Origin of the sequence: Burkholderia sp. LS-044 (assembly GCF_004803625.1) — a bacterium.
GTDB classification, from domain to species: domain Bacteria; phylum Pseudomonadota; class Gammaproteobacteria; order Burkholderiales; family Burkholderiaceae; genus Burkholderia; species Burkholderia cepacia.
The window spans coordinates 58,061-80,386 of record NZ_SSWO01000017.1 but is presented as its reverse complement, the minus strand read 5'-3'; the positions used below and the strand labels follow the sequence as shown (position 1 = coordinate 80,386).

The following is a 22,326-nucleotide window of genomic DNA, read 5'->3' as shown; positions in this document are numbered from 1 at the left end:
GCGGTAATCAGATTTCATGATAACCGGATCAAAAAAGACCATTGGCGCGGTGCCCGGCCGGCGGCCGAAGATACCGTCAACGCGAGACCGGCCGCGATGGGCCGCCGGCTCGACTGGCACGAGGAGACACGCATGACCCACGCGCTCGAACGGTTCCGCCTCGACGGCCGCCGCGCACTGATTACCGGTTCCGGACGCGGGATCGGGCTGACGCTCGCCCGCGGGCTGGCCGAAGCCGGCGCGGCGATCGTCATCAACGATCGCAATGAGGAGAAGGCCGCGACGCTCGTGCGGCACCTGCGCGAGGAAGGTTTCACGGCCGACTACGCGGTATTCGACGTCGCCGAGCACGCGCAGGTGCGTGCGGCGATCGACGATTTCGAGGCGCGCGTCGGCGCGATCGACATCCTCGTGAACAACGCGGGCATCCAGCGCCGCGCGCCGCTCGACGCATTCGAACCCGACGACTGGCAGGCATTGATGCGCGTGAACCTCGACGGCGTGTTCAACGTCGCGCAGGCGGTGGCGCGGCACATGATCGCGCGCGGCCGCGGGAAGATCATCAACATCTGCTCGGTGCAGAGCGAGCTCGCGCGGCCGACGATCGCGCCGTATGCCGCGACCAAGGGCGCGGTGCGGATGCTGACCAAAGGGATGTGCGCCGACTGGGCGCGCCACGGCATCCAGGCGAACGGCCTCGCGCCCGGCTATTTCGAAACCGAACTCAACCGCGCGCTGGTCGACGACGCCGCGTTCTCGGACTGGCTGTGCAAGCGCACGCCGGCCGGCCGCTGGGGGCGCGTCGACGAGCTGTGCGGGGCGGCGATCTTTCTCGCATCGGCCGCATCCGATTTCGTGAACGGCCAGACGCTGTTCGTCGACGGCGGCCTGACCAGCGCCGTCTGAGCGGCGGCGCGAGCGCGCCATGCGCGCAGCGCCGTTGCGCCGGCCGCGGCCGGCATCCGAATTCCCAGAAGAGCCCGCCGCACGAGCGGGCCGATGTCCCGGTCGCGGTACGCGCCGGGTTCCGGAACGGAAGGCAGGAGACAGGAGACAACGATGGATCGCATTTCCCCGCCGCCCGCGCGGCACGATGCAGGGTCCGGTGCGCCGGGCGAGACCGTCGAGCGCCGCGGCGTCGACACGAAGCAGCTCAACCGCGCGGCATGGACCTGCTCGCTCGGCAGCGCGCTCGAATACTACGATTTCGCGTTGTACACGCTCGCATCGGCGCTGGTTTTCGGGCCGCTGTTCTTTCCCGCGCAGACTGCCGAGACGCGGCTGATCGCGAGCTTCGGCACCTACTTCGTCGGCTTTGCGGTGCGCCCGCTCGGCGGGGTCGTGTTCGGCGTGCTCGGCGACCGGATCGGCCGCAAGTTCGTGCTGACGGCGACGGTGCTGCTGATGGGCGTCGCGAGCACGCTGATCGGCGTGCTGCCGACCTTCGAAACGGCGGGCTACTGGGCCCCCGGCCTGCTCGTGCTGCTGCGCATCCTGCAGGGCCTCGGTGCCGGAGCCGAGCAGGCCGGCGCCGCGGTGCTGATGACCGAATACGCGCCGCCCGGCAAGCGCGGCTTCTATGCGTCGCTGCCGTTCCTGGGCATCCAGCTCGGCACGGTGCTGGCGGCCGCGGTCTATTTCCTGCGGCTCGCGAACCTCGACCGCGTCACCGACGGCTGGGGCTGGCGCGTGCCGTTCCTGTTCAGCGCGGTGATCGTCGCGGTCGGGATCTACATGCGCGTGCGGCTGCACGAGTCGCCGACCTTCGTGCGGCTCGAGAAGCGTGCGCAGGTATTGGCGAATCCGCTGAAGAGCGCCGTGCAGCATTCGAAGCGCTCGCTGCTGATCGGCATCGGCCTGCGGATGGCCGAGAACGGCGGCTCGTCGATCTACCAGGCACTCGCCGTCAGCTATCTCGCGGGCGTGATCGGCATGAAGGGGCCGATCGGCGCGCTCGCGCTGGTGTGCGCGGCGACCGTCGGCGCGTGTACGGTGCCGCTGGCGGGCCGGCTCAGCGACCGCTTCGGCCGCGTGCGCGTGTATCGCACGTTCGCGTGGTTGCAGCTCGCGCTCGCGTTCCCGGTGTGGTGGATCTTCAGCCAGGGGAACGTGGTCGCGAGCGTGATCGCGATCTCGGTCGCGCAGGGCTTCGCGAACTGGGGGATGCTCGGCGCGCAGGCCGCGCTGCTGCCCGAACTGTTCGGCGCGCGCCATCGCTACATGGGCGTGTCGTTCTCGCGCGAGGTGTCGGCCGTGCTCGCGGGCGGGATTGCGCCGCTCGTCGGCGCGACGATCATCGCGACCGTGATCGCGCTGCACGGCGGCGATCACGCGGCCGGCGTGCGCGCCTGGGTGCCGATCGCCGCGTACCTGGTGCTGCTGACGCTGATCACGCTGTTCACGACGTCGCGGATGCCCGAAACGCTGAACCGCGATCTCGACGATCCGCTCGACGCGGCACAGGTGGCGCAGGCCCCGGGCACCGATGCGCTCGCGCGGCACGCATGAACGGGCCGGGCGGCTGACGCGGCCCGGCCTGCCTTTGCATTCAACTTACCTCGACAGGAGCAAGCGCAGATGGCGCACGAATTGACCCAGCGGCCCGAACTGCTGATGACGGGCCCTTACCAGCCGTGGGACGACGCATGGCTGTCGGCAGGCTATGACGTCCACCGGCTGTGGGAAGCCGCCGACCGCGCGGCGTTCCTCGCCGAGCACGGCGCCGGCGTGCGCGCGATCGCGACGCGCGGCGATCTCGGCGCGAATGCCGCGCTGATCGCCGCGCTGCCGAAGCTCGAGATCATCGCGTGCTACGGCGTCGGCACCGATGCGATCGACCTGGCCGCCGCGCGCGAGCGCGGCATCCGCGTGACGAACACGCCCGACGTGCTGACCGGCGACGTGGCCGACCTCGGCGTCGGGCTCGCGCTCGCGATGATGCGCCGTATCGGCGCCGGCGACGCGTACGTGCGTTCCGGTGCCTGGCGCGACGGCGACATGCCGCTCGTCACGCGGCTGTACGGCAAGCGCGTCGGCGTGGTCGGCTTCGGCCGGATCGGCTCGACGATCGCGCGCCGGCTGTCGGGCTTCGACGTCGAGCTCGGCTACTTCGACGTCGCGCCGCGCGTGGACAGCCCGCACCGCTTTTTCGGCGACCTCGCCGAGCTGGCCGGCTGGTGCGACCTGCTGATCGTCACGCTCGCGGGCGGGCCGGCGACGCGTCACCTCGTCGGCGCCGACGTGCTCGACGCACTCGGGCCGCAAGGTTATCTGGTGAACGTGTCGCGCGGCACGACCGTCGACGAACCCGCGCTGCTCGACGCGCTCGAGCGCGGTGCGATCGCCGGTGCGGCGCTCGACGTGTTCTGGAACGAGCCGCGCATCGACCCGCGTTTCCTCGCGTTGCCGAACGTGCTGCTGCAGCCGCACCATGCGAGCGGCACGATCGAGACGCGCCAGGCGATGGGCTGGCTGGTGCGCGACAACCTTGCCGCGCACTTCGCCGGCGCGCCGCTGGTCACGCCGGTCGTCTGAGGAGGCTGTCATGCGTATGCGTTGCATGTGTGTCGTGATCCACGGGCCGAACGACCTGCGGGTGGAAGAGCAGGACGCGGGCGAGATCGGCCCGGGTCAGGTGCGCGTCGAGGTTGCGATGGGCGGCATCTGCGGCTCCGATCTCCATTACTTCCGGCACGGCGGCTTCGGTGCGATCCGTCTGCAGCAGCCGATGGTGCTCGGCCACGAGGTCGCCGGCACGGTCGCGGAAGTCGCGCCGGACGTGACGTCGGTGAAGGTCGGCGATCGCGTCGCGGTCAATCCGAGCCGGCCGTGCGGTGCGTGCCGCTACTGCCTCGAAGGGCTGCCGAACCAGTGCCTCGACATGCGCTTCTACGGCAGCGCGATGCGGATGCCGCACGTGCAGGGCGCATTCCGCAACGCGCTCGTGTGCGACGCGGTGCAGTGCGTGAAGGTTGCCGATCACGTGCCGATGTCGCTCGCGGCGCTCGCCGAACCGTTCGCGGTCGGGCTGCATGCGGTGTCGCGCGCGGGCCCGCTGATCGGCAAGCGCGTGCTCGTGTCGGGCTGCGGGCCGATCGGCGTGCTCGCGGTCGCGGCGGCGCGCGTGCACGGCGCGGCGGAGATCGTCGCGACCGACGTCGTCGAGGCGCCGCTGGAAGTGGCGAGCGCGCTCGGCGCCGACCGCACGATCAACGCGGCGGCCGACGCCGGATGGGTCGAGCGCTACAGCGCCGACAAGGGCACGTTCGACGTGATGATCGAGTGTTCGGGCAATGCGCGCGCGCTGCGCGACGGGCTGGACGTAATGCGTCCGCGCGGGGTCGTCGTGCAGCTCGGGCTCGGCGGCGACGTCAGCCTGCCGCAGAACGTCGTGGTCGCGAAGGAGCTGTCGATCTGCGGTTCGTTCCGCTTTCACGCGGAATTCGCGCTCGCGGTGCAGCTCATCAATGCGGGGCGCGTCGACCTGCGGCCGGCCGTCACGCGCGTGTTCCCGATGCGCGACGCGAACCTCGCGTTCGAACTGGCCGGCGACCGGCAGCGTGCGATGAAGGTGCTGATCGATTTCGTCGACGAGGCTGCGTGACGGTCGCGCACTGGCGCGCGACTGTCTCGACGCGATCGTGAAAAGGGCACGCCCGCGCTTCGCGGGGCGTGCCCTTTTTCATGGTGACGAGAAAACGCCCCGCTGAATTACTGCGTGACCTGCCGCGCGCCGGCGCGCTGCGACGCGAGCCACGACACGACCAGCACGCCCGCGAGCGCCGCGCCCGCGATGCACACGCCGCGCCAGCCGTCGATGCCGTACGCGACGCTCGCCGCGAACGACCCGAGCGCGCCGCCGATGAAGTAGCTCGTCAGGTAGATCGTCGTCACGCGGCTGCGCGCGTTGCCGGCCAGCGCATAGATCACGCTCTGGTTCGAGATGTGGACGCCCTGCACGCCGACGTCGAGCAGCAGGATGCCCGCGATCAGCGCCGCGAGCGAGTGCGCGCCGGTCGCGATCAGCGCGAACGACGCGAGCACGGCCGCCGCGAACAACCCCGTCGCGGCATTGCCGTGTCCGCGATCGACCAGCCGGCCGGCCGACGTCGCCGCGAGCGCGCCCACCGCGCCGACGACGCCGAACAGGCCGATCTGCCCTTCGGAATAGCTGTACGGGGGCTGGCTCAGCAGGAACGTGAGGCCCGTCCACAGCAGGCTGAAGCACGCGAACACGAGCGCGCCGTAGGCGGAGCGCAGCGCGATCAGCGGTTGCGCGCGCACCAGCGCGACGAGCGACTTCATCAGCGCCGCATAGTCGAGGCGCGCGTCGCGGCGATCCTTCGGCAGCTTCACGGCGAGCACGGCCGTCAGCGCGAGCACCATCACCGCGGCGATGCCGTACACGGCCCGCCAGCCGAACCCGTCGGCGATCGCACCGGCCGCGACGCGCGCGAGCAGGATGCCGAGCAGCAGCCCGCTCATCACGGTGCCGACCGCGCGGCCGCGCGAGCGCGCGTCGGCGAGCGACGCCGCGAACGGCACCAGCAGCTGCGTCGAACAGGTGACGAAGCCGACCGCGACGTTCGCGACGACGAACATCGTGAAGTTCGTGCTGAACGTGACCGCTGCCAGCGCGACGACGTTGAGCATCAGCAGCCGCACGATCAGCGTGTGGCGGTTGACCGCGTCGCCGAGCGGGACGATCAGCAGCAGGCTCGCCGCATACCCGAGCTGCGTCAGCGTGACGAGATAGCCGAGTTCGGTCGGCGCGCGGCCGAAGCTGTGCGCGATCGCGGCGAGCAGCGGCTGCGCGTAATAGATGTTGCCGATGACGATGCCGCACGCGCACGCGAACAGCAGCGTCATGCCGCGGGTCAGGGGAGGGTGGTTGTCTTGATGCGGTTCCATGGTCGCGAAAAACAGCGGCGCCGGCCGGCGGCACGGGGCCGTCGGCTGCGCGGGGTGACGGAAATCGGGGCCGGCGTCAACGGATCGGCGGTGAACCGATGCGCGCCGGGCGGATCGCGGCCGGGCCCGGATCGGGCGGGCGGCGGATCGTCGTGCGGCGGGCGCAGGCAGGCGGGCCCGGGCGGGCCGTTCCGGTGCGGAAAGCAGGTGCGATGCGCCGGAACGGATGTGCGTATGATGCGGGAATCGAACCATAGCGTCCAAGACTGGATCGTTATGCTCTTCATTGGCAAAACCAATACGTCGGCCGCCATGCTACTCCGCCACATCCGCTATTTCCTGGCCGTCGCCGAGCAGCGCAGTTTCACGCGCGCGGCCGACGCGCTGCATGTGTCGCAGCCGACGCTGTCGCAGCAGGTCCGCCAGCTCGAGGAAACGCTCGGCGTGCAGCTGTTCGACCGATCGGGCCGCACGGTGCAGCTCACCGAGTTCGGCGAGGTCTATGCGCGCCACGCGCGTGCCGCGCTGCACGAACTCGATACGGGGCAGCGCGCGCTGCACGACGTCGCCGGCCTCGGCGGCGGGTCGTTGCGGCTCGCGATGATGCCGACCTTCGCGGCCTACCTGAGCGGCTCGCTGATCGACGCGTTCCATGCCGACTATCCGAACGTCGCGCTGACGATCGACGCGATGCCGCAGGAACGCATCGAGGCGCTGCTCGCCGACGACCGGCTCGACGCGGGCTTCGCGTTCATGCCGCCGCGCGCGCCGGACGTCGACGCACTGCCGCTGTGGGACGAGCCGCTCGCGCTCGTGACGGGCCGTACGCACCGTCTTGCGCGGCGGCGCCGCGCGCTGACGCCGGCCGAGCTCGGCGGCGAGCCGCTGGTGCTGCTGAGCCGCGCGTTCGCGACGCGCGAGAGCATCGACCGCTATTTCATCGAGCACGGCGCGAGGCCGAAGATCGCGATCGAGACGAATACGGTCAGCGCGGTGCTGGAGCTCGTGCGGTGCGGCCGGCTCGCGACGGTGCTGCCCGACGCGGTCGCGCGCGAGAGTGCCGACCTGTGCGCGCTGGAGATCGATCCGCCGCTGCCCGCGCGCACGGCTGCGCTGCTGACACGCAAGGGCGCGTACCGCAGCGTCGCGGCGCGCGCGTTCATCGAGCGTGCGCTCGCGTATCGGGATCCGTCGGGAGGTTGACCGGTGCGACGGGGCGGCGCGCGCGGCGCGTGGCCGCCCGGGCCGTCAGGTGCGCGGTGTCGGGAAGAAGATGCCCGCGCGCTGCGCGGCGTTCGCGATGTGCGTTTCGATCGCGGTGCCCGCGGCGGCCGCATCGCGTGCGATCAGCGCGTCGACGATCGCGCGGTGCTCGGTCCACGTCGACAGCAGCAGCTCGCGCCGGTAGAACGGCATGCGCTGGCTTTCCTTCATGATGTCGGCGCTGCTGCGCAGGATCGATTCGATCGCCGCGTTGCCCGCGAGATGGATGATCCGCATGTGGAAGTCGAAGTCGAGCTGCGATGCCGCGTCGAGCTCGCTTTCGGTGAGCGCGACGTGCAGGTCGGCGAGATTGTCCTCGAACCACGCGATGTCGTCGTCGGTGACGACGTGCGCGGCCATTCGCGCGGCGAATCCTTCGAGCGCGTAGCGCATCTGGTAGGTATCGGGCGGCGACGACTGCTCGGCGAACCGCCACGCATGGGCGGCCGTGGCCTGCGCGCTTTCGACATACACGCCCTTGCCCGCGCGGATGCGCAGCATCCCGAGCGCCTCGAGCGTCGACAGCGCCTCGCGCAGCGACGCGCGGCTGATCTCCAGCTCCTCGGAGAGCTGGCGCTGGGCCGGCAGCAGGCTGCCGACCGGATACACGCCTGCCTCGATCCGGTCGCGGATCGTCGCGATGGCGGCGTCGGTCACGGTATGCGGAACGTTTTTCATGAGGTGAACTTTGGCCGGTCTGACCGGCATTGTAATCCGCACGCAGGCGGTGCATGGACGCCCTACGGGAAAGCCACGATCTGCCCCTGTTAGGTGCGTGTCAGGCGGGTGGGGAGGGGGTGGGAAATCCCTATTTTGTCCGTCCTTGACGCCACTATATCGGCTTCCTACTATCGACCATAACATCACTGGTCTTACCAGTATGAACAGACGAAACTGCAACCGTTGGATCGGGAGAGCGCCGTGTCGAAATTCCTCAATTCGCTGTTTGGCCGGGTAGTCGTCGCATTGATCCTGGGGATCGCGCTAGGCGCGTTCTTCCCGCATTTCGCCGAGTCGCTGCGACCGCTCGGCGACGGCTTCCTGAAGCTCATCAAGATGGTGATCGGGCCGATCGTGTTCTGCGTCGTGGTCAGCGGGATGGCGAACGCGGGCGACCTGAAGAAGGTCGGCCGGGTCGGCCTGAAGGCCGTCATCTACTTCGAGGTGATGACGACGCTCGCGCTCGGCATCGGCCTCGTGCTCGCGTGGGTCACGCGCCCGGGCGTCGGGATGAACATCGACCTGCGCTCGCTCGACGCGTCGTCGCTCGCGTCGTACGCGAAGAACGCCGAGAGCCTGAAGGATACGGCCGGCTACCTGATGAAGATCATCCCCGAGACCGCGATCGACGCGTTCGCGAAGGGCGACATCCTGCAGATCCTCGTGTTCGCGGTGCTGTTCGGTTCCGCGCTGTCGCTGCTCGGCGACAAGGCGCAACGCGTCAACTCGCTGATCGAGGAACTGTCGCACGTGTTCTTCCGGATCATCGGCTTCATCATCAAGCTCGCGCCGCTCGGCGTGCTCGGCGCGATCGCGTTCACGACCGGCAAGTACGGCGTCGCGTCGCTCAAGCAGCTCGGCTACCTGGTCGCGGTGTTCTACCTGAGCTGCTTCGTGTTCGTCACGGTCGTGCTCGGCGTGGTGATGCGGCTCGCGGGCTTCTCGGTGTTCAAGCTGATCCGCTACCTGCGCGAGGAGCTGTCGATCGTGCTCGGCACGGCGTCGTCGGACGCGGTGCTGCCGCAGGTGATGCGCAAGCTCGAATACATGGGCGTGAAGGATTCGACGGTCGGCCTCGTGATCCCGACCGGCTATTCGTTCAACCTCGACGGCTTCTCGATCTACCTGACGCTCGCCGTGCTGTTCATCGCGCAGGCCACCAACACGCCGCTGTCGACGCACGACCTGATCGTCGTGCTGCTCGTGTCGCTCGTCACGTCGAAGGGCGCGCACGGGATCCCGGGCTCGGCGATCGTGATCCTCGCGGCGACGCTGTCGGCGATCCCCGCGATTCCTGTGCTCGGCCTCGTGCTGATCCTGCCGGTCGACTGGTTCGTCGGCATCGCCCGTGCGCTGACCAACCTGATCGGCAACTGCGTCGCGACGGTGGTCGTCGCGGTGTGGGAGAACGACATCGACCGGGCCCGCGCGAAGCGCGTGCTGAACCGCGAGCTGCGCTACGTGCCGGCCGAAGAGGAAGACCGCACGGCGCCGGTCGCCGGCGATCAGGCTCACGCGCTCTGAGCGCGACCCCGCGCGGGCGGCCTTGCCCCGGGCCGCCCCGCGCACCTGGCATTCATGTGGCCGGCGCCTCGATGCGCCGGCCCTTCATCAAACTACAGGAGACGACATGGCAGCCCCCATCCTCGATCCGGATGCGCCGGCGTTTACGCGGCGTTACATGAACCTCGCCGACCCGCGCCTCGGGGCGCAGGCGCTCTTTGCCAGCGACGAGTTCTTCGCGCCGAAGGAGCGCATGCTGAATCCCGAGCCGGCCGTGTTCATTCCCGGCAAGTACGACGACCACGGCAAGTGGATGGACGGCTGGGAAACGCGCCGCAAGCGCACGACCGGCCACGACTTCTGCGTGGTGCGGCTCGCGCGGCCGGGCGTGATTCACGGCGTCGACCTCGACACGAGCCATTTCACCGGCAACTTTCCGCCGGCCGCGTCGATCGACGCGTGCGTCGCGGAAGGCGACACGCCGTCCGACAACGCCGAATGGCGCACGATCGTCCCGGCGACGACGCTGCAGGGCAATTCGCATCGCTACGTGAGCGTCGACGATGCGCAGCCTTATACGCACCTGCGCGTGAACCTGTACCCGGACGGCGGCCTCGCGCGGCTGCGCGTGTACGGCCAGCCGCAGCGCGACTGGCGCCAGGTGCCGGCCGGCGAGCTCGTCGATCTCGCGGCGATCGAGAACGGCGGCTACCTGGTGGCCGCGAACAACCAGCACTTCGGCCCGGCATCGCAGATGCTGATGCCGGGGCGCGGCGCGAACATGGGCGACGGCTGGGAAACGCGGCGCCGCCGCGAGCCCGGCAACGACTGGGCGATCGTCGCGCTCGCGCGGCCGGGCATCATCCGGCGCGTCGAGGTCGATACCGCGTTCTTCAAGGGCAATTTCCCCGACCGCTGCTCGCTGCAGGCCGCGAGGGTGGCGGGCGGCACCGACGACTCGCTCGTCACGCAGGCGATGTTCTGGGCCGAACTGCTCGGCGAGCAGAAGCTGTCGATGGACCACGTCCACACGTTCGACCAGCTTGCGGCGCTCGGCCCCGTCACGCACGTGCGTTTCAACATCTTCCCGGACGGCGGCGTGTCGCGCCTGCGTCTGTGGGGCGAGCCGGCTTGAAGGAGGGCAACGGCATGAGCGGATCCCGCATCCTGCGCGTCGAGCGCCTGACCCGCGAAGCGTTCGCGCCGTTCGGCGACGTGATCGCGCTCGAAGGCGCGCGCCATTTCCCGATCAACGGCGGCACGACCGAGCGCTTCCACGATCTCGCGACGATCGACGTGTGCGCGGACGGCGGCCGCCCGCTCGTCAGTGTGTTCCGCGCGCAGCCGCGTGCGCTGCCGGTTGCGGTCACGCTGATGGAGCGCCATCCGCATGGCAGCCAGGCGTTCATCCCGCTCGCGGCGGTGTCGCGTTACGCGATCGTCGTCGCGCCGGCCGGCGAGTTCCGGCCCGACGCAATGCGCGCGTTCCTCGCGGAAGGCTGGCAGGGCGTGAATTATGCGAAGGGCGTCTGGCACCATCCGCTGCTCGCGCTGGATGCGGTCAGCGATTTCGTGATCGTCGATCGCGGCGGCCCGCAGCCGAACTGCGACGAAATCCCGCTCGAGCGCGCGTGGGCGCTGGAGTTCGAACCGGCCTGCGCGGGCGCGGCATGACGAAGGCGGGCAGGCCGGCCCCTCCGGCGGCCTGATGTCACCCGGGGCCGCCCGGGCAGGCAACGCGAAGGGTGTGCGAAAGCCTGGGCGGGCCCGCCCGTGGGGCGGCGGTGCGCCGCCGGTTTCCCCGGGCGGGCGCCTCCTGCGTATCCCGAAAAGAAGACGGCCCGGAAGGCGAATCGCCGTCCGGGCCGTCCTGGATGCGCCGCGCGCGCGGCTGGATCTCAGTGCTTGCGGTGCGGGCAGTTCTCGGTCGTGCAGGAACCGTACATCGCGAGCGAGTGCTCCTGGAGCCGGAAGCCGCGCTCCTTCGCGATCGCCTGCTGGCGGCTTTCGATCTCGGCGTCGAAGAATTCCTCGACCCGGCCGCAATCGAGGCACACGAGGTGGTCGTGGTGCGAGCCTTCGTTCAGTTCGAACACGGCCTTGCCGGATTCGAAGTTGCTGCGCGACAGCAGGCCGGCCTGCTCGAACTGCGTCAGCACGCGGTAGACGGTGGCAAGCCCGATGTCGAGCTGCTCGTTGAGCAGGTTCCGGTAGACGTCTTCTGCGGTCAGGTGGCGCACCGGGCTTTGCTGGAAGATCTCGAGAATCTTGAGGCGCGGTAGGGTGGCCTTTAGCCCGATATTCTTGAGATCCGTCGGATTGGTCATGGCTAGGCATCCCTAGAGTACAATGCAGGGCTTCAATGTTACCGGCTTTTCGCCGTTCCAGAAACACGCGCGGCCTGCGACGCGGGCCTGCACGGTGAGGGAAATGATTCCAGAATCTCTTTCGCACTTTCAGAGGAGCCGCATGCGGAGTGTCATCATCGCTGCCGCCGCCGTTGCCGCGCTGGCTGGTTGTTCGTCGTACGACAGCGTGACGCAGCGCATCGCGCAGAGCATCACCCCCTACCGGATCACCGTCGTGCAAGGCAACTTCGTGTCGCAGGAGAAAGCCTCGCAGCTGCAGGTCGGCATGTCGCGCGAGCAGGTACGCGCGCTGCTCGGCACCCCGCTGCTGGCGGACATGTTCCACGCCGACCGCTGGGATTACCTCTTCTACTTCAAGCGCGGCTCGACGGCGGTCGTCCAGCAGCGCGATCTCGTCGTGACGTTCTCGGGCGATCGCGTCGCGGGCTGGACGGGGGCGGACAACCTGCCTTCGGAACTCGACCTGCTGGCCGACATCGACGGCGACCGTGGCGGCAAGAAGGCGAAGGCGGCCGCAGCGGCGAAGAAGGCCGCCGAGGCTGCCGCCGCCGCGAGCGCCGCACAGGCGGCGAGCGCGCCGGCGCCGGAGACGGTCGCGAGCCCGTCCACCGTGCCGGCGTCCGGCGCGGTGGTCGACCAGGATGCGAACGCGCAGGCCGCCCGCGCGGCGAACCGCGCGACCAACCAGGTGTCGGGCCAGGGCACGGCTGCGCGGCGGTTCACGCCGTCCACGCAGGCTGCCGGCGGTGCGCCGGTGCCGGGCGGCCAGCCGCCGGGCGCGGTTCCGGCGATCCAGCCGCAGTTCCAGTTCCATCGTCCGCCGCCGCCGAACGCGTCGAACGAGGCGTCGCCGCCGGTCGGCCCGCAAGGCTCCGACACGCTGCAGAACCAGCCGCTCACCGCGCCGGCGCAATAAGCCCGCGCGCGGAAACAGGGCGGCATGCGCCGCCCGCCTTTAGACCTGTCGTGTAGAAAGCCATGAAGATTGCGATTGCCGGCGCATCGGGCCGTATGGGCCGGATGCTGATCGAAGCCGTTCTCAACGATTCCGACGCGCAGCTCGTCGGCGCGCTCGACCGCGCCGATTCGCCGTTCCTCGGCCAGGACGCCGGCGCGTTCCTCGGCAAGGAAACCGGGGTCAGGCTGACCGCCGATCTCGACGCCGTGTTCGCGCAGGCCGACTACCTGATCGACTTCACGCGTCCGGAAGGCACGATGGCCCATATCGAGGCCGCGCTGCGCCACGACGTGAAGCTCGTGATCGGCACGACCGGCTTCACCGCCGAGCAGAAGGCCGGGCTGCAGGCCGCGGCGGGCAAGATCGGCATCGTGTTCGCGGCGAACATGAGCGTCGGCGTGAACGTCACGCTGAAGCTGCTCGAATTCGCGGCGAAGCACTTCTCGCACGGCTACGACATCGAGATCATCGAGGCGCATCACCGCCACAAGGTCGACGCGCCGTCGGGCACCGCGCTGATGATGGGCGAAGCGGTCGCCGGCGCGCTCGGGCGCTCGCTCGACGATTGCGCGGTGTACGGCCGCCACGGCGTGACGGGCGAACGCGATCCGTCGTCGATCGGCTTCGCGGCGGTGCGCGGCGGCGACATCGTCGGCGATCACACCGTGCTGTTCGCCGGGATCGGCGAGCGCATCGAGATCACGCACAAGTCGTCGAGCCGCGTGTCGTATGCGCAGGGCGCGCTGCGCGCGGTCCGCTTCCTGTCGGCGCGCGGCGCCGGCCTGTTCGACATGCAGGACGTGCTCGGCCTGCGCTGACCCCACGGGGAAACTCCGATGGCGATACCCACCGGCGTTGTCCACTACCTCGAAAGCGGCGATGCGATCACGCATGCCGTCGCCTATGTGCTGCTGGCGATGTCCGTCGCCAGCTGGTGCTTCCTCCTCATGAAAGCCTGGCTGCTGGTCCGCGCGAAGCGGCAGGGGCCGCGCGCGCTCGCCGCGTTCTGGCGCGCGCCGTCGCTCGACGCGGGCATAACCGCGCTCGCCGGCGCCGACCGCGAGCGCGTGTTCGTGCCGCTCGCCGAAGCCGCGCGCGATGCGGCCGACGATCACGACCCGGCCGCGCTGGCCGCGCGCGTCGAGCGCGGCGAACGCGTGCTGCGTGCGTTGCGGCACGCGATGCTGCGCTCGCAGCGGCGCCTCGAGTTCGGCCAGGTGCTGCTCGCGTCGATCGGCAGCACCGCGCCGTTCGTCGGGCTGCTCGGCACCGTGTGGGGCATCTATCACGCGCTCGGCAGCATCGCCGCGAGCGGGCAGGCGCAGATCGAGAGCGTCGCGGGGCCGGTCGGCGAGGCGCTGATCATGACCGCGTTCGGGCTCGTGGTCGCGATTCCCGCGGTACTGGCCTACAACATCCTCGGGCGGCTCGTGCGGCAGCTCGCCGAGGAACTCGACGGTTTCGCGCGCGACCTGCACGTGTTCGTGTGCGCGCAGGAAGCCTGACGCGTCCATTCCGGAGGAGCGACCATGGCATTCGGCGGACTCGAGCACCACAAGACGTCCGCGCCGATGGCGGAGATCAACATGACGCCGCTGATCGACGTGATGCTGGTGCTGCTCGTCATTTTCATCATCACCGCGCCGCTGATGACGCACGCGATCCGGCTCGACCTGCCGAAGGTCGCGGCCAGCGTCGCGCGCGACACGCCGCAATCCGTCACCTTGTCGATCGACGACGCGGGCAAGCTGTACTGGGACGACACGCCGGTGGCGCTCGACGCGCTGCCCGCGCGCTTCCGGGCCGCCGCCGCGGGCGGTGCGCCGCCCGAGCTGCGGCTGCGAGCGTCGCGCGCGACCCGCTACGACGTGATCGCGCGGGTGATGGGCGCCGCGCAGGCCGCCGGCCTCACGCGGATCGGCTTCGTGACCGACGTGCCGCCGCAGGCGGGCGGTTCCGCGGCGGCGCCTGCCGTGCCGGCCAACCGCTGAGCGGATCCGGCGGGCCTGTCCCTGGCGCAGGATCGGGCCGCCCGCCGCAAGACCGGTCGAATGGGCCGGCGCGGGCGGTATAATCAACGTTTTTCCCGGTTGGCAGGCTCTTTTCACAGGTAACCCGGAATTTTCCAGGCTACCCGGGCATGCTGCGGGTTGCCCGGAAAATTCCCGGAAACCGTGAACAGGTCCGGCAACAGCGAACCTGCCGGTCCGCCGGGCAAGCACGATTTTCGATCCACTCCTGCGCGCGCCGTCGCGCCGCTTAAAGCCTAGTCCGAACCACACCATGCACGAGAGATACGTACCCGCCGACGTCGAAGCCGCCGCCCAGGGCGACTGGCGCGCAGCCGATGCCTACAAGACGCAGGAAGATTCGCAGAAGCCGAAGTTCTACTGCGTGTCGATGCTGCCGTACCCGTCCGGCAAGCTGCACATGGGTCACGTGCGCAACTACACGATCAACGACGTGATGTACCGCTATCTGCGGATGAACGGCTACAACACGCTGATGCCGATGGGCTGGGACGCGTTCGGGATGCCGGCCGAGAACGCCGCGATGGCGAACGGCGTGCCGCCCGCGAAGTGGACCTACGACAACATCGACTACATGAAGGGCCAGATGCAGTCGATGGGCCTCGCGATCGACTGGTCGCGCGAGATCGCGACGTGCAAGCCGGACTACTACAAGTGGAACCAGTGGTTGTTCCTGAAGATGCTCGAGAAGGGCATCGCGTACAAGAAGACGGGCACCGTGAACTGGGACCCGGTCGACCAGACCGTGCTCGCGAACGAGCAGGTGATCGACGGCCGCGGCTGGCGCTCGGGCGCGCTCGTCGAGAAGCGCGAGATCCCGATGTACTACCTGCGCATCACGCAGTACGCGGATGAGCTGCTGAACGACCTCGACGGCCTCGGCTGGCCCGAGCGCGTGAAGATCATGCAGCAGAACTGGATCGGCAAGAGCTTCGGCGTGAACTTCGGCTTCCCGTACGAACTCGACGGCGAGAAGAAGCTGCTGCGCGTGTTCACGACGCGCGCCGATACCATCATGGGCGTCACGTTCTGCGCGATCGCGGCCGAGCATCCGCTGGCCACGCGCCTCGCGCAGGACAAGCCCGAGCTGCTCGCGTTCATCGACGAATGCAAGCGCGGCGGTGTCGCCGAGGCCGACGTCGCGACGATGGAGAAGAAGGGCGTCGCGACGGGCTTCTCGGTCACGCACCCGCTGACCGGCGAGCCGGTCGAGGTGTGGATCGGCAACTACGTGCTGATGAGCTATGGCGAAGGCGCGGTGATGGGCGTGCCGGGCCACGACGAGCGCGATTTCGCGTTCGCGAAGAAATACGATCTGCCGATCAGGCAGGTGATCTCGGCCGAAGGCCAGCAGTACTCGCTCGACGCATGGCAGGAGTGGTACGGCGACAAGGAAACCGCGGTCTGCGTGAACAGCGGCAAGTACGACGGCCTGCGCTACACGGAAGCCGTCGACGCGGTCGCGGCCGACCTGAACGCCGGCGGTTTCGGCGACAAGCAGGTCACGTGGCGCCTGCGCGACTGGGGCGTATCGCGCCAGCGCTACTGGGGCACGCCGATCCCGATCATCCACTGCCCGTCGTGCGGCGACGTGCCGGTGCCCGAGCAGGATCTGCCCGTCGTGCTGCCGGAAGACCTCGTGCCGGACGGCTCGGGCAACCCGCTCGCGAAGTCGGAAGCGTTCCTGAACTGTTCGTGCCCGAAGTGCGGCGCGGCCGCGAAGCGCGAAACCGACACGATGGACACCTTCGTCGATTCGTCGTGGTACTTCTCGCGCTACACGGCGCCGGACGCCGAGACGATGGTCGACGCGCGCACCGATTACTGGATGCCGATGGATCAATACATCGGCGGCATCGAGCACGCGATCCTGCACCTGCTGTATTCGCGCTTCTGGACCAAGGTGATGCGCGACCTCGGCCTCGTGAAGTTCGGCGAGCCGGCGAAGAACCTGCTCACGCAGGGGATGGTGCTGAACGAGACGTTCTACCGTGAAGACGCTTCCGGCAAGAAGACCTGGTACAACCCGGCCGACGTGACGGTCACGCACGACGACAAGGGCCGCCCGGTCGGCGCGACGCTGAACACGGACGGCCAGCCGGTCGTGCTCGGCGGCATCGAGAAGATGTCGAAGTCGAAGAACAACGGTGTCGATCCGCAGGTGCTGATCGACCAGTACGGCGCCGATACCGCGCGCCTGTTCACGATGTTCGCCGCGCCGCCCGAGCAGCAGCTCGAGTGGTCGGGCGCGGGCGTCGAGGGTGCGAGCCGCTTCCTGCGCCGCGTGTGGAGCTTCGGTGCGACGAACCGTGAAGCGCTCGCCGCGCGCGCGGGCTTCGATGCGGCCGCGCTCGGCGAAGCCGACAAGGCGCTGCGCCGCGAAATCTACAGCGTGCTGAAGCAGGCCGATTTCGATTACCAGCGCCTGCAGTACAACACGGTCGTGTCGGCCGCGATGAAGATGCTGAACGCGATCGACGGCGCGAAGGGCGCGACGCCCGGCGTGCTGCGCGAAACGTACGGCGTGCTGTTGCGCGTGCTGTACCCGGTCGTGCCGCACGTCACGTTCGAGCTGTGGAAGGCGCTCGGCTATGCGGACGAATTCGGCCCGCTGCTCGACGCACCGTGGCCGAAGGTCGACGAGGCCGCGCTCGAGCAGGCCGAGATCGAACTCGTGCTGCAGGTGAACGGCAAGGTGCGCGGCGCGCTGAAGGTCGCGAAGGACGCGAGCCGCGAGGCGATCGAAGCTGCGGCGGTGGCCGACGAAGCGTTCGCGAAGTTCAGCGACGGCAAGCCGGCGAAGAAGATCGTCGTCGTGCCGGGCCGCCTCGTGAACATCGTCGTCTGACGGCCGCCGGCCGTCGGACGTACCCAGAAGGAGCGAAGGTGATCCGCAGATCGTTTTTGATGCTCGCCGTCGGCAGCGCGGTCGCGCTGTCGGCATGCGGCTTCCAGTTGCGCGGCCAGCAGGACTACGCGTTCAAGCACCTGCTGATCGTCGGCGCGCCGGCGCCGGTCGAGGCGCGCTTCGTGCGCCTCGTCGAGGCCGGCAGCGACACGAAGATCGTCAAGTCGGCGGACGACGCCGATGCCGTGCTGCGCATGTGGGAGTCGCGCGGGCAGAATACGCTGACGCTCAACAAGTTCGGCTCGGCGCAGGAATACGCACTGTTCTATACGCTGAGCTACACGCTCACGAGCAAGGACGGCACCGTGCTGATCCCGCCGAGCGCGATCGCGCTGAATCGCGCGATGACGTACAGCGACCAGTACACGAACGCGAAGGCGCAGGAAGCCGACATCCTGTACGGCGACATGCAGAACGACGCGGTCGACCAGCTGATGCGGCGTCTCGCGATCGTCCACTCGCTGACGCCGGCGCCGGAAGACGTGGTGCCGGGTGTCGCGCCGCGCGCGCCGTTGCCGCCGCCGCCGCTCTGATCGACGGCATACGCACCGATGCAATTGCGACTTGATGCACTGGAGCCGCACCTCGCGAAGGGGTTGGCCGGGCTCTATACCGTGTACGGCGACGAGCCGCTGCTCGCGCAGGAGGCGTGCGACCGCATTCGTGCAGCCGCGCGTGCGGCCGGTTTCACCGAGCGTTCGGTGCATACGGTCGAGCGCGGTTTCGACTGGAGCGTGCTGCTCGGCGCGACCCAGGCGATGTCGCTGTTCGGCGAGCGCCAGCTGATCGAGCTGCGCATTCCGTCGGGCAAGCCCGGCAAGGAAGGCGCCGACGCACTGAAGACGCTCGCGGCCACGCCCAACCCAGACGCGCTGATGCTCGTCACGTTGCCGCGCCTCGACGCGGCCACGCAGAAATCCGCCTGGTTTACCGCGCTGCAGAACGGTGGCGTCGCGCTGAAGATCGATCCGGTCGACCGCGCGCAGCTGCCGAACTGGATCGGCCAGCGTCTCGCGATGCAGGGCCAGCGCGCCGCGCCCGGCGAAGACGGGCGGCGCGCGCTGCAGTTCATCGCCGAGCGCGTCGAAGGCAACCTGCTCGCCGCGCACCAGGAAATCCAGAAGCTCGGGCTGCTGTATCCGCAGGGCGCGCTGTCGTTCGAGCAGGTGCACGACGCGGTGCTGAACGTCGCGCGTTACGACGTCTTCAAGCTGAACGAAGCGATGCTCGCCGGCGACGCCGCGCGGCTTGCGCGGATGATCGACGGGCTGAAGGGCGAGGGCGAGGCGATCGTGCTGGTGATGTGGGCCGTCGTCGAGGAACTGCGCACGCTGCTGCGGATCAAGCGCGGCACGACGGCCGGCAAGCCGCTGGCGACGCTGCTGCGCGAGAACCGCGTGTGGGGGCCGCGCGAGCGGCTGATCGGCCCCGCGCTGAACCGTGTGTCGGAAGCCGTGCTCGAGAAGGCACTCGCGTTTGCCGCGAAGCTCGACCGGCAGGTCAAGGGGCTCACGGCCGTCGTGCCGGGCCGCCGCACGCAGGACGAGCCGCCGCCCGATCCGTGGGACGGGCTGTTCCAGCTCGCGATGACGGTGGCCGGTGCCCGCGGCGAGCGACCGCCGACCGCGGGCCGCGTGCGACGCTAAGTCCCGTCCGGGCCTTCAGCGCGCGCTGCGCAACCCGCATACAATGTTTCGATCACGGGCGCGGCTCTCCGGCCGCCGTCCACGCTTCCCCACGAATTCATGCCGCCCAGCGCGGCGCGCTTCTCGAGTCACACGATGGATATCGATCAGTACATGACCGACCTGGGCCGTCGCGCCCGGCACGCTTCCCGCGCGATGGCGCGCGCCAGCACGGCCGCGAAGAACGCGGCACTCGACGCCGTGGCTCGCGCGATCGAACGCGACGCGCAGGCACTGAAGGACGCGAATGCTCGCGATGTCGCCCGTGCCCGTGAAAAGGGGCTCGATGCAGCGTTCGTCGATCGCCTGACGCTGTCGGACAAGGCGCTGAAGACGATGGTCGAGGGCTTGCGCCAGGTTGCGTCGCTGGCCGATCCGATCGGCGAGATCGGCAACCTCAAGTACCGCCCGAGCGGAATCCAGGTGGGCCAGATGCGGGTGCCGCTCGGCGTGATCGGCATCATCTACGAATCGCGCCCGAACGTGACGATCGACGCGGCCGCGCTGTGCCTGAAGTCGGGCAACGCGACGATCCTGCGCGGCGGCTCCGAAGCGCTCGAATCGAACGCGGCGCTCGCGAAGCTGATCGGCGAAGGGCTCGAAGCCGCCGGCCTGCCGCAGGATGCGGTGCAGGTCGTCGCGACGGCCGATCGCGCGGCGGTCGGCAAGCTGATCACGATGACCGAATACGTCGACGTGATCGTGCCGCGCGGCGGCAAGAGCCTGATCGAGCGCCTGATCAACGAGGCCCGCGTGCCGATGATCAAGCACCTCGACGGCATTTGCCACGTGTACGTCGACGATCGCGCCGACCTCGGCAAGGCGCTGACCGTCTGCGACAACGCGAAGACGCACCGCTACGGCACCTGCAACACGATGGAGACGCTGCTCGTCGCGAGCGGTGTCGCGGCGAAGCTGCTGCCGCCGCTCGGCCAGCTGTATCGCGACAAGCAGGTCGAGCTGCGCGTCGATGCGGCCGCGCGCGCGGTGCTCGCCGATGCGGGCGTCGGCCCGCTCGTCGATGCCACCGAGGAAGACTGGCACACCGAGTATCTCGCGCCGGTGCTCGCGATCAAGGTCGTCGACGGCCTCGACGCCGCGATCGAGCACATCAACCATTACGGCTCGCATCACACGGATGCGATCGTCACCGAGGATCACGACCGCGCGATGCGGTTCCTGCGCGAAGTCGATTCGGCGAGCGTGATGGTCAACGCGTCGACGCGTTTCGCGGACGGTTTCGAATTTGGCCTCGGCGCGGAAATCGGCATCTCGAACGACAAGCTGCACGCACGCGGCCCCGTCGGCCTGGAAGGGCTGACGTCGCTGAAGTACGTCGTGCTCGGGCACGGCGAAGGCCGCCAATAACAAGCGAGGCACACAACCGATGGCGATGCTCTGGGTCAAGACGTTCCATATCGTTCTGATCGCCGCGTGGTTCGCGGGGCTCTTCTACCTGCCGCGCATCTACGTGAACCTGGCGATGGAAACCGATCCGGCCGCCGTGCGGCGCCTGTTGCTGATGGCGCGCAAGCTGTTCCGCTTCATGACGATGATCGCGGTGCCGGCGCTGGCCTGCGGGTTGTGGCTGTGGCTTTCGATCGGCATCGGGCAGGGGCAGGGCTGGATCCACGCGAAGGTGACGGTCGTGCTGCTGCTCATCGTCTATCACGCCTATTGCGGGCACCTGCTGCGGGTGTTCGAGCGTGGCGAGAACCGCCGCACCGACAAGTGGTATCGCGTGTTCAACGAGCTGCCGGTGCTCGGCATGCTCGCGGCGGTCGCGCTGGTCGTGATCAAGCCGTTTTGAGCGGCGTGGCCGGCGCGGTTGCCGGTGCGGAACCCTGCGCAACGGCGCCCCTCGGGGCGCCGTTCGTCGTTTACGCGCGCGCTGCCTGCCGCCTGCTCAATCCTTCGTGCCGTCGTCGATCCGGCGCCGCGTGATCGCTTCCTTCGCGCGGCCGACCCGTTCCATGAGCGCGGGGCCGCGCGACAGCGCGACGCCGACAGCGAGGATGTCGCCGATCGCGAGATGCGACATCCGCGACGTCATCGGCGAGAACACGTCGGTTTCCTCCGCGACGTTCGACGCGAGGCTCACCGTCGCGAGCTTCGCGAGCGGCGAATGGCTCTGCGTGATCGCGACGACTTTCGCGCCGCACGCGAGCGCGGAGCGCGCGGCGTCGACGATGTCGCGCGTGCGGCCGGTGTTCGAGATCGCGACGACGACGTCGTGCGGCCCGAGCAGCGCCGACGACATCGAGAACGTGTGCGGGTCCGAATACGCGACGCTCGGCACGCCGAGCCGGAAGAACTTGTGCTGGATGTCCTGCGCGGCGATGCCGGAGCCGCCGGCGCCGTAGAACTCGATCCGCGATGCGTTCGACAGCAGCGCGATCGCTTCGGCGACGCTGCCGGCCGACAGGCTGTTGCGCACCTCGATCAGCGCGCCGATCGTACGGTCGAACACCTTGCCGATGATGCCGGGCGCCGGTTCGTCGGGCTCGACGTCGCGATAGACCGACGACACGCCCGGCGCGACGCTCTGCGCGAGCCGGATCTTGAATTCGCGGAAGCCGCTGCAGCCGAGCGCCTGGCAGAACCGCGCGATCGTCGGCTGGCTGACGCCCGCGCGCGTCGACAGCTCGGTCATCGCGAGGTCGAGCACCTCGCGCGGCGCGGCGAGGATGTAGTCGGCGAGCTTGCGCTCGGACGGGCGCAACTCGGCGCGGATCGCTTCTATGCGGGGCAGCATGGACGGGCAGGCAGAAATCGGGTTCGGATGAGCGAGTGTATCGCAATCGAATTGTAGAAAATCTACATCAAATTGCTAGCTGATTTGTCGGCATTTCATGGCACGTGGGATACCGATGATTAGGGTTTTCACTAGGTAAAGCCTTGCTGGTGGCGGGAATAAGGGTTGCGCACGTGCGGATCGACATTGCGCGCTTGTAGTTTTTCTACTAGACTGGCTTCGTTC

At 69.0% G+C, this 22,326-nt stretch carries 21 protein-coding genes; 17 read left to right on the top strand and 4 right to left on the bottom strand.

From position 1 onward, the window contains the following. Window positions 1–132: 132 nt before the first annotated feature. The 4 genes from E9536_RS32700 (at window position 133) to E9536_RS32685 (ending at window position 4,603) form a co-directional block, all read left to right on the top strand. A complete protein-coding gene (locus E9536_RS32700) occupies window positions 133–906 on the top strand; it encodes an SDR family NAD(P)-dependent oxidoreductase (protein ID WP_027788397.1) in 774 nt (257 codons plus the stop codon). Window positions 907–1,059: 153 nt separating this feature from the next. Next, entirely contained in the window at window positions 1,060–2,508 is a 1,449-nt protein-coding gene (locus E9536_RS32695) for an MFS transporter (RefSeq protein WP_136472163.1), read from the top strand. 69 nt (window positions 2,509–2,577) lie between these two features. Beyond that, window positions 2,578–3,534, top strand: a complete 957-nt coding sequence (locus E9536_RS32690) for a 2-hydroxyacid dehydrogenase (RefSeq protein WP_136472161.1) — start codon at window positions 2,578–2,580, stop codon at window positions 3,532–3,534. Window positions 3,535–3,544: 10 nt separating this feature from the next. Further along, the gene (locus E9536_RS32685) at window positions 3,545–4,603 is read left to right on the top strand and encodes an L-idonate 5-dehydrogenase (RefSeq protein WP_059484616.1); all 1,059 of its coding nucleotides are present in this window, start codon (window positions 3,545–3,547) and stop codon (window positions 4,601–4,603) included. A 107-nt stretch (window positions 4,604–4,710) separates the two neighbouring features. On the opposite strand, the gene E9536_RS32680 is transcribed toward E9536_RS32685, so the two are convergent. Continuing rightward, window positions 4,711–5,910, bottom strand: a complete 1,200-nt coding sequence (locus tag E9536_RS32680; protein ID WP_059697834.1) for an MFS transporter — start codon at window positions 5,908–5,910, stop codon at window positions 4,711–4,713. 312 nt (window positions 5,911–6,222) lie between these two features. Here E9536_RS32680 and cynR point away from each other — a divergent pair, with 312 nt between their 5' ends. Then, window positions 6,223–7,113, top strand: coding sequence for a transcriptional regulator CynR (cynR, locus tag E9536_RS32675; protein ID WP_027788392.1), 891 nt, complete (start codon window positions 6,223–6,225; stop codon window positions 7,111–7,113). A gap of 45 nt (window positions 7,114–7,158) precedes the next feature. Here the strand turns inward: cynR and E9536_RS32670 are convergent, their stop codons facing one another. After that, the gene (locus tag E9536_RS32670) at window positions 7,159–7,881 is read right to left on the bottom strand and encodes an FCD domain-containing protein (protein ID WP_021159281.1); all 723 of its coding nucleotides are present in this window, start codon (window positions 7,879–7,881) and stop codon (window positions 7,159–7,161) included. 213 nt (window positions 7,882–8,094) lie between these two features. Here E9536_RS32670 and E9536_RS32665 point away from each other — a divergent pair, with 213 nt between their 5' ends. From E9536_RS32665 to E9536_RS32655, 3 genes are all read left to right on the top strand, one after another. Then, window positions 8,095–9,417 (top strand): C4-dicarboxylate transporter DctA, encoded by a 1,323-nt coding sequence (locus E9536_RS32665; protein WP_021159282.1) that lies wholly within the window; start codon window positions 8,095–8,097, stop codon window positions 9,415–9,417. 106 nt (window positions 9,418–9,523) lie between these two features. Then, window positions 9,524–10,531: an allantoicase gene (alc, locus tag E9536_RS32660; RefSeq protein WP_060169927.1), complete on the top strand. Its 1,008-nt coding sequence runs from the start codon at window positions 9,524–9,526 to the stop codon at window positions 10,529–10,531. Window positions 10,532–10,545: 14 nt separating this feature from the next. Continuing rightward, entirely contained in the window at window positions 10,546–11,070 is a 525-nt protein-coding gene (locus tag E9536_RS32655; RefSeq protein ID WP_059687211.1) for an ureidoglycolate lyase, read from the top strand. Window positions 11,071–11,294: 224 nt separating this feature from the next. On the opposite strand, the gene fur is transcribed toward E9536_RS32655, so the two are convergent. Then, window positions 11,295–11,723, bottom strand: coding sequence for a ferric iron uptake transcriptional regulator (gene fur, locus E9536_RS32650; RefSeq protein WP_006400349.1), 429 nt, complete (start codon window positions 11,721–11,723; stop codon window positions 11,295–11,297). A 142-nt stretch (window positions 11,724–11,865) separates the two neighbouring features. Between fur and bamE the strand changes: the two genes are divergently transcribed. The 9 genes from bamE (at window position 11,866) to E9536_RS32605 (ending at window position 21,156) form a co-directional block, all read left to right on the top strand. Further along, the gene (gene bamE, locus E9536_RS32645; protein WP_059697831.1) at window positions 11,866–12,681 is read left to right on the top strand and encodes an outer membrane protein assembly factor BamE; all 816 of its coding nucleotides are present in this window, start codon (window positions 11,866–11,868) and stop codon (window positions 12,679–12,681) included. Window positions 12,682–12,743: 62 nt separating this feature from the next. Next, window positions 12,744–13,541 (top strand): 4-hydroxy-tetrahydrodipicolinate reductase, encoded by a 798-nt coding sequence (gene dapB, locus E9536_RS32640; protein ID WP_021159286.1) that lies wholly within the window; start codon window positions 12,744–12,746, stop codon window positions 13,539–13,541. Between the two features lie 18 nt (window positions 13,542–13,559). Continuing rightward, window positions 13,560–14,228, top strand: coding sequence for a MotA/TolQ/ExbB proton channel family protein (locus E9536_RS32635; RefSeq protein WP_027788388.1), 669 nt, complete (start codon window positions 13,560–13,562; stop codon window positions 14,226–14,228). 24 nt (window positions 14,229–14,252) lie between these two features. Further along, complete coding sequence (locus E9536_RS32630; protein ID WP_136472159.1) at window positions 14,253–14,714, top strand: biopolymer transporter ExbD; 462 nt, start codon at window positions 14,253–14,255, stop codon at window positions 14,712–14,714. A 292-nt stretch (window positions 14,715–15,006) separates the two neighbouring features. Further along, entirely contained in the window at window positions 15,007–17,601 is a 2,595-nt protein-coding gene (gene leuS, locus E9536_RS32625; RefSeq protein WP_059697827.1) for a leucine--tRNA ligase, read from the top strand. Between the two features lie 38 nt (window positions 17,602–17,639). Next, window positions 17,640–18,194 (top strand): LPS assembly lipoprotein LptE, encoded by a 555-nt coding sequence (gene lptE / locus E9536_RS32620; protein ID WP_027788385.1) that lies wholly within the window; start codon window positions 17,640–17,642, stop codon window positions 18,192–18,194. A gap of 18 nt (window positions 18,195–18,212) precedes the next feature. After that, window positions 18,213–19,307 carry a DNA polymerase III subunit delta gene (holA, locus tag E9536_RS32615; RefSeq protein ID WP_027788384.1) on the top strand — a complete coding sequence of 365 codons (1,095 nt, stop codon included), beginning with the start codon at window positions 18,213–18,215 and terminating at the stop codon, window positions 19,305–19,307. 135 nt (window positions 19,308–19,442) lie between these two features. Continuing rightward, window positions 19,443–20,714 (top strand): glutamate-5-semialdehyde dehydrogenase, encoded by a 1,272-nt coding sequence (locus E9536_RS32610; protein ID WP_060085815.1) that lies wholly within the window; start codon window positions 19,443–19,445, stop codon window positions 20,712–20,714. Between the two features lie 19 nt (window positions 20,715–20,733). After that, a complete protein-coding gene (locus tag E9536_RS32605; RefSeq protein ID WP_011350935.1) occupies window positions 20,734–21,156 on the top strand; it encodes a CopD family protein in 423 nt (140 codons plus the stop codon). Between the two features lie 96 nt (window positions 21,157–21,252). Here the strand turns inward: E9536_RS32605 and E9536_RS32600 are convergent, their stop codons facing one another. Continuing rightward, window positions 21,253–22,101 carry a MurR/RpiR family transcriptional regulator gene (locus tag E9536_RS32600; RefSeq protein WP_021158790.1) on the bottom strand — a complete coding sequence of 283 codons (849 nt, stop codon included), beginning with the start codon at window positions 22,099–22,101 and terminating at the stop codon, window positions 21,253–21,255. Window positions 22,102–22,326 lie beyond the last annotated feature (225 nt).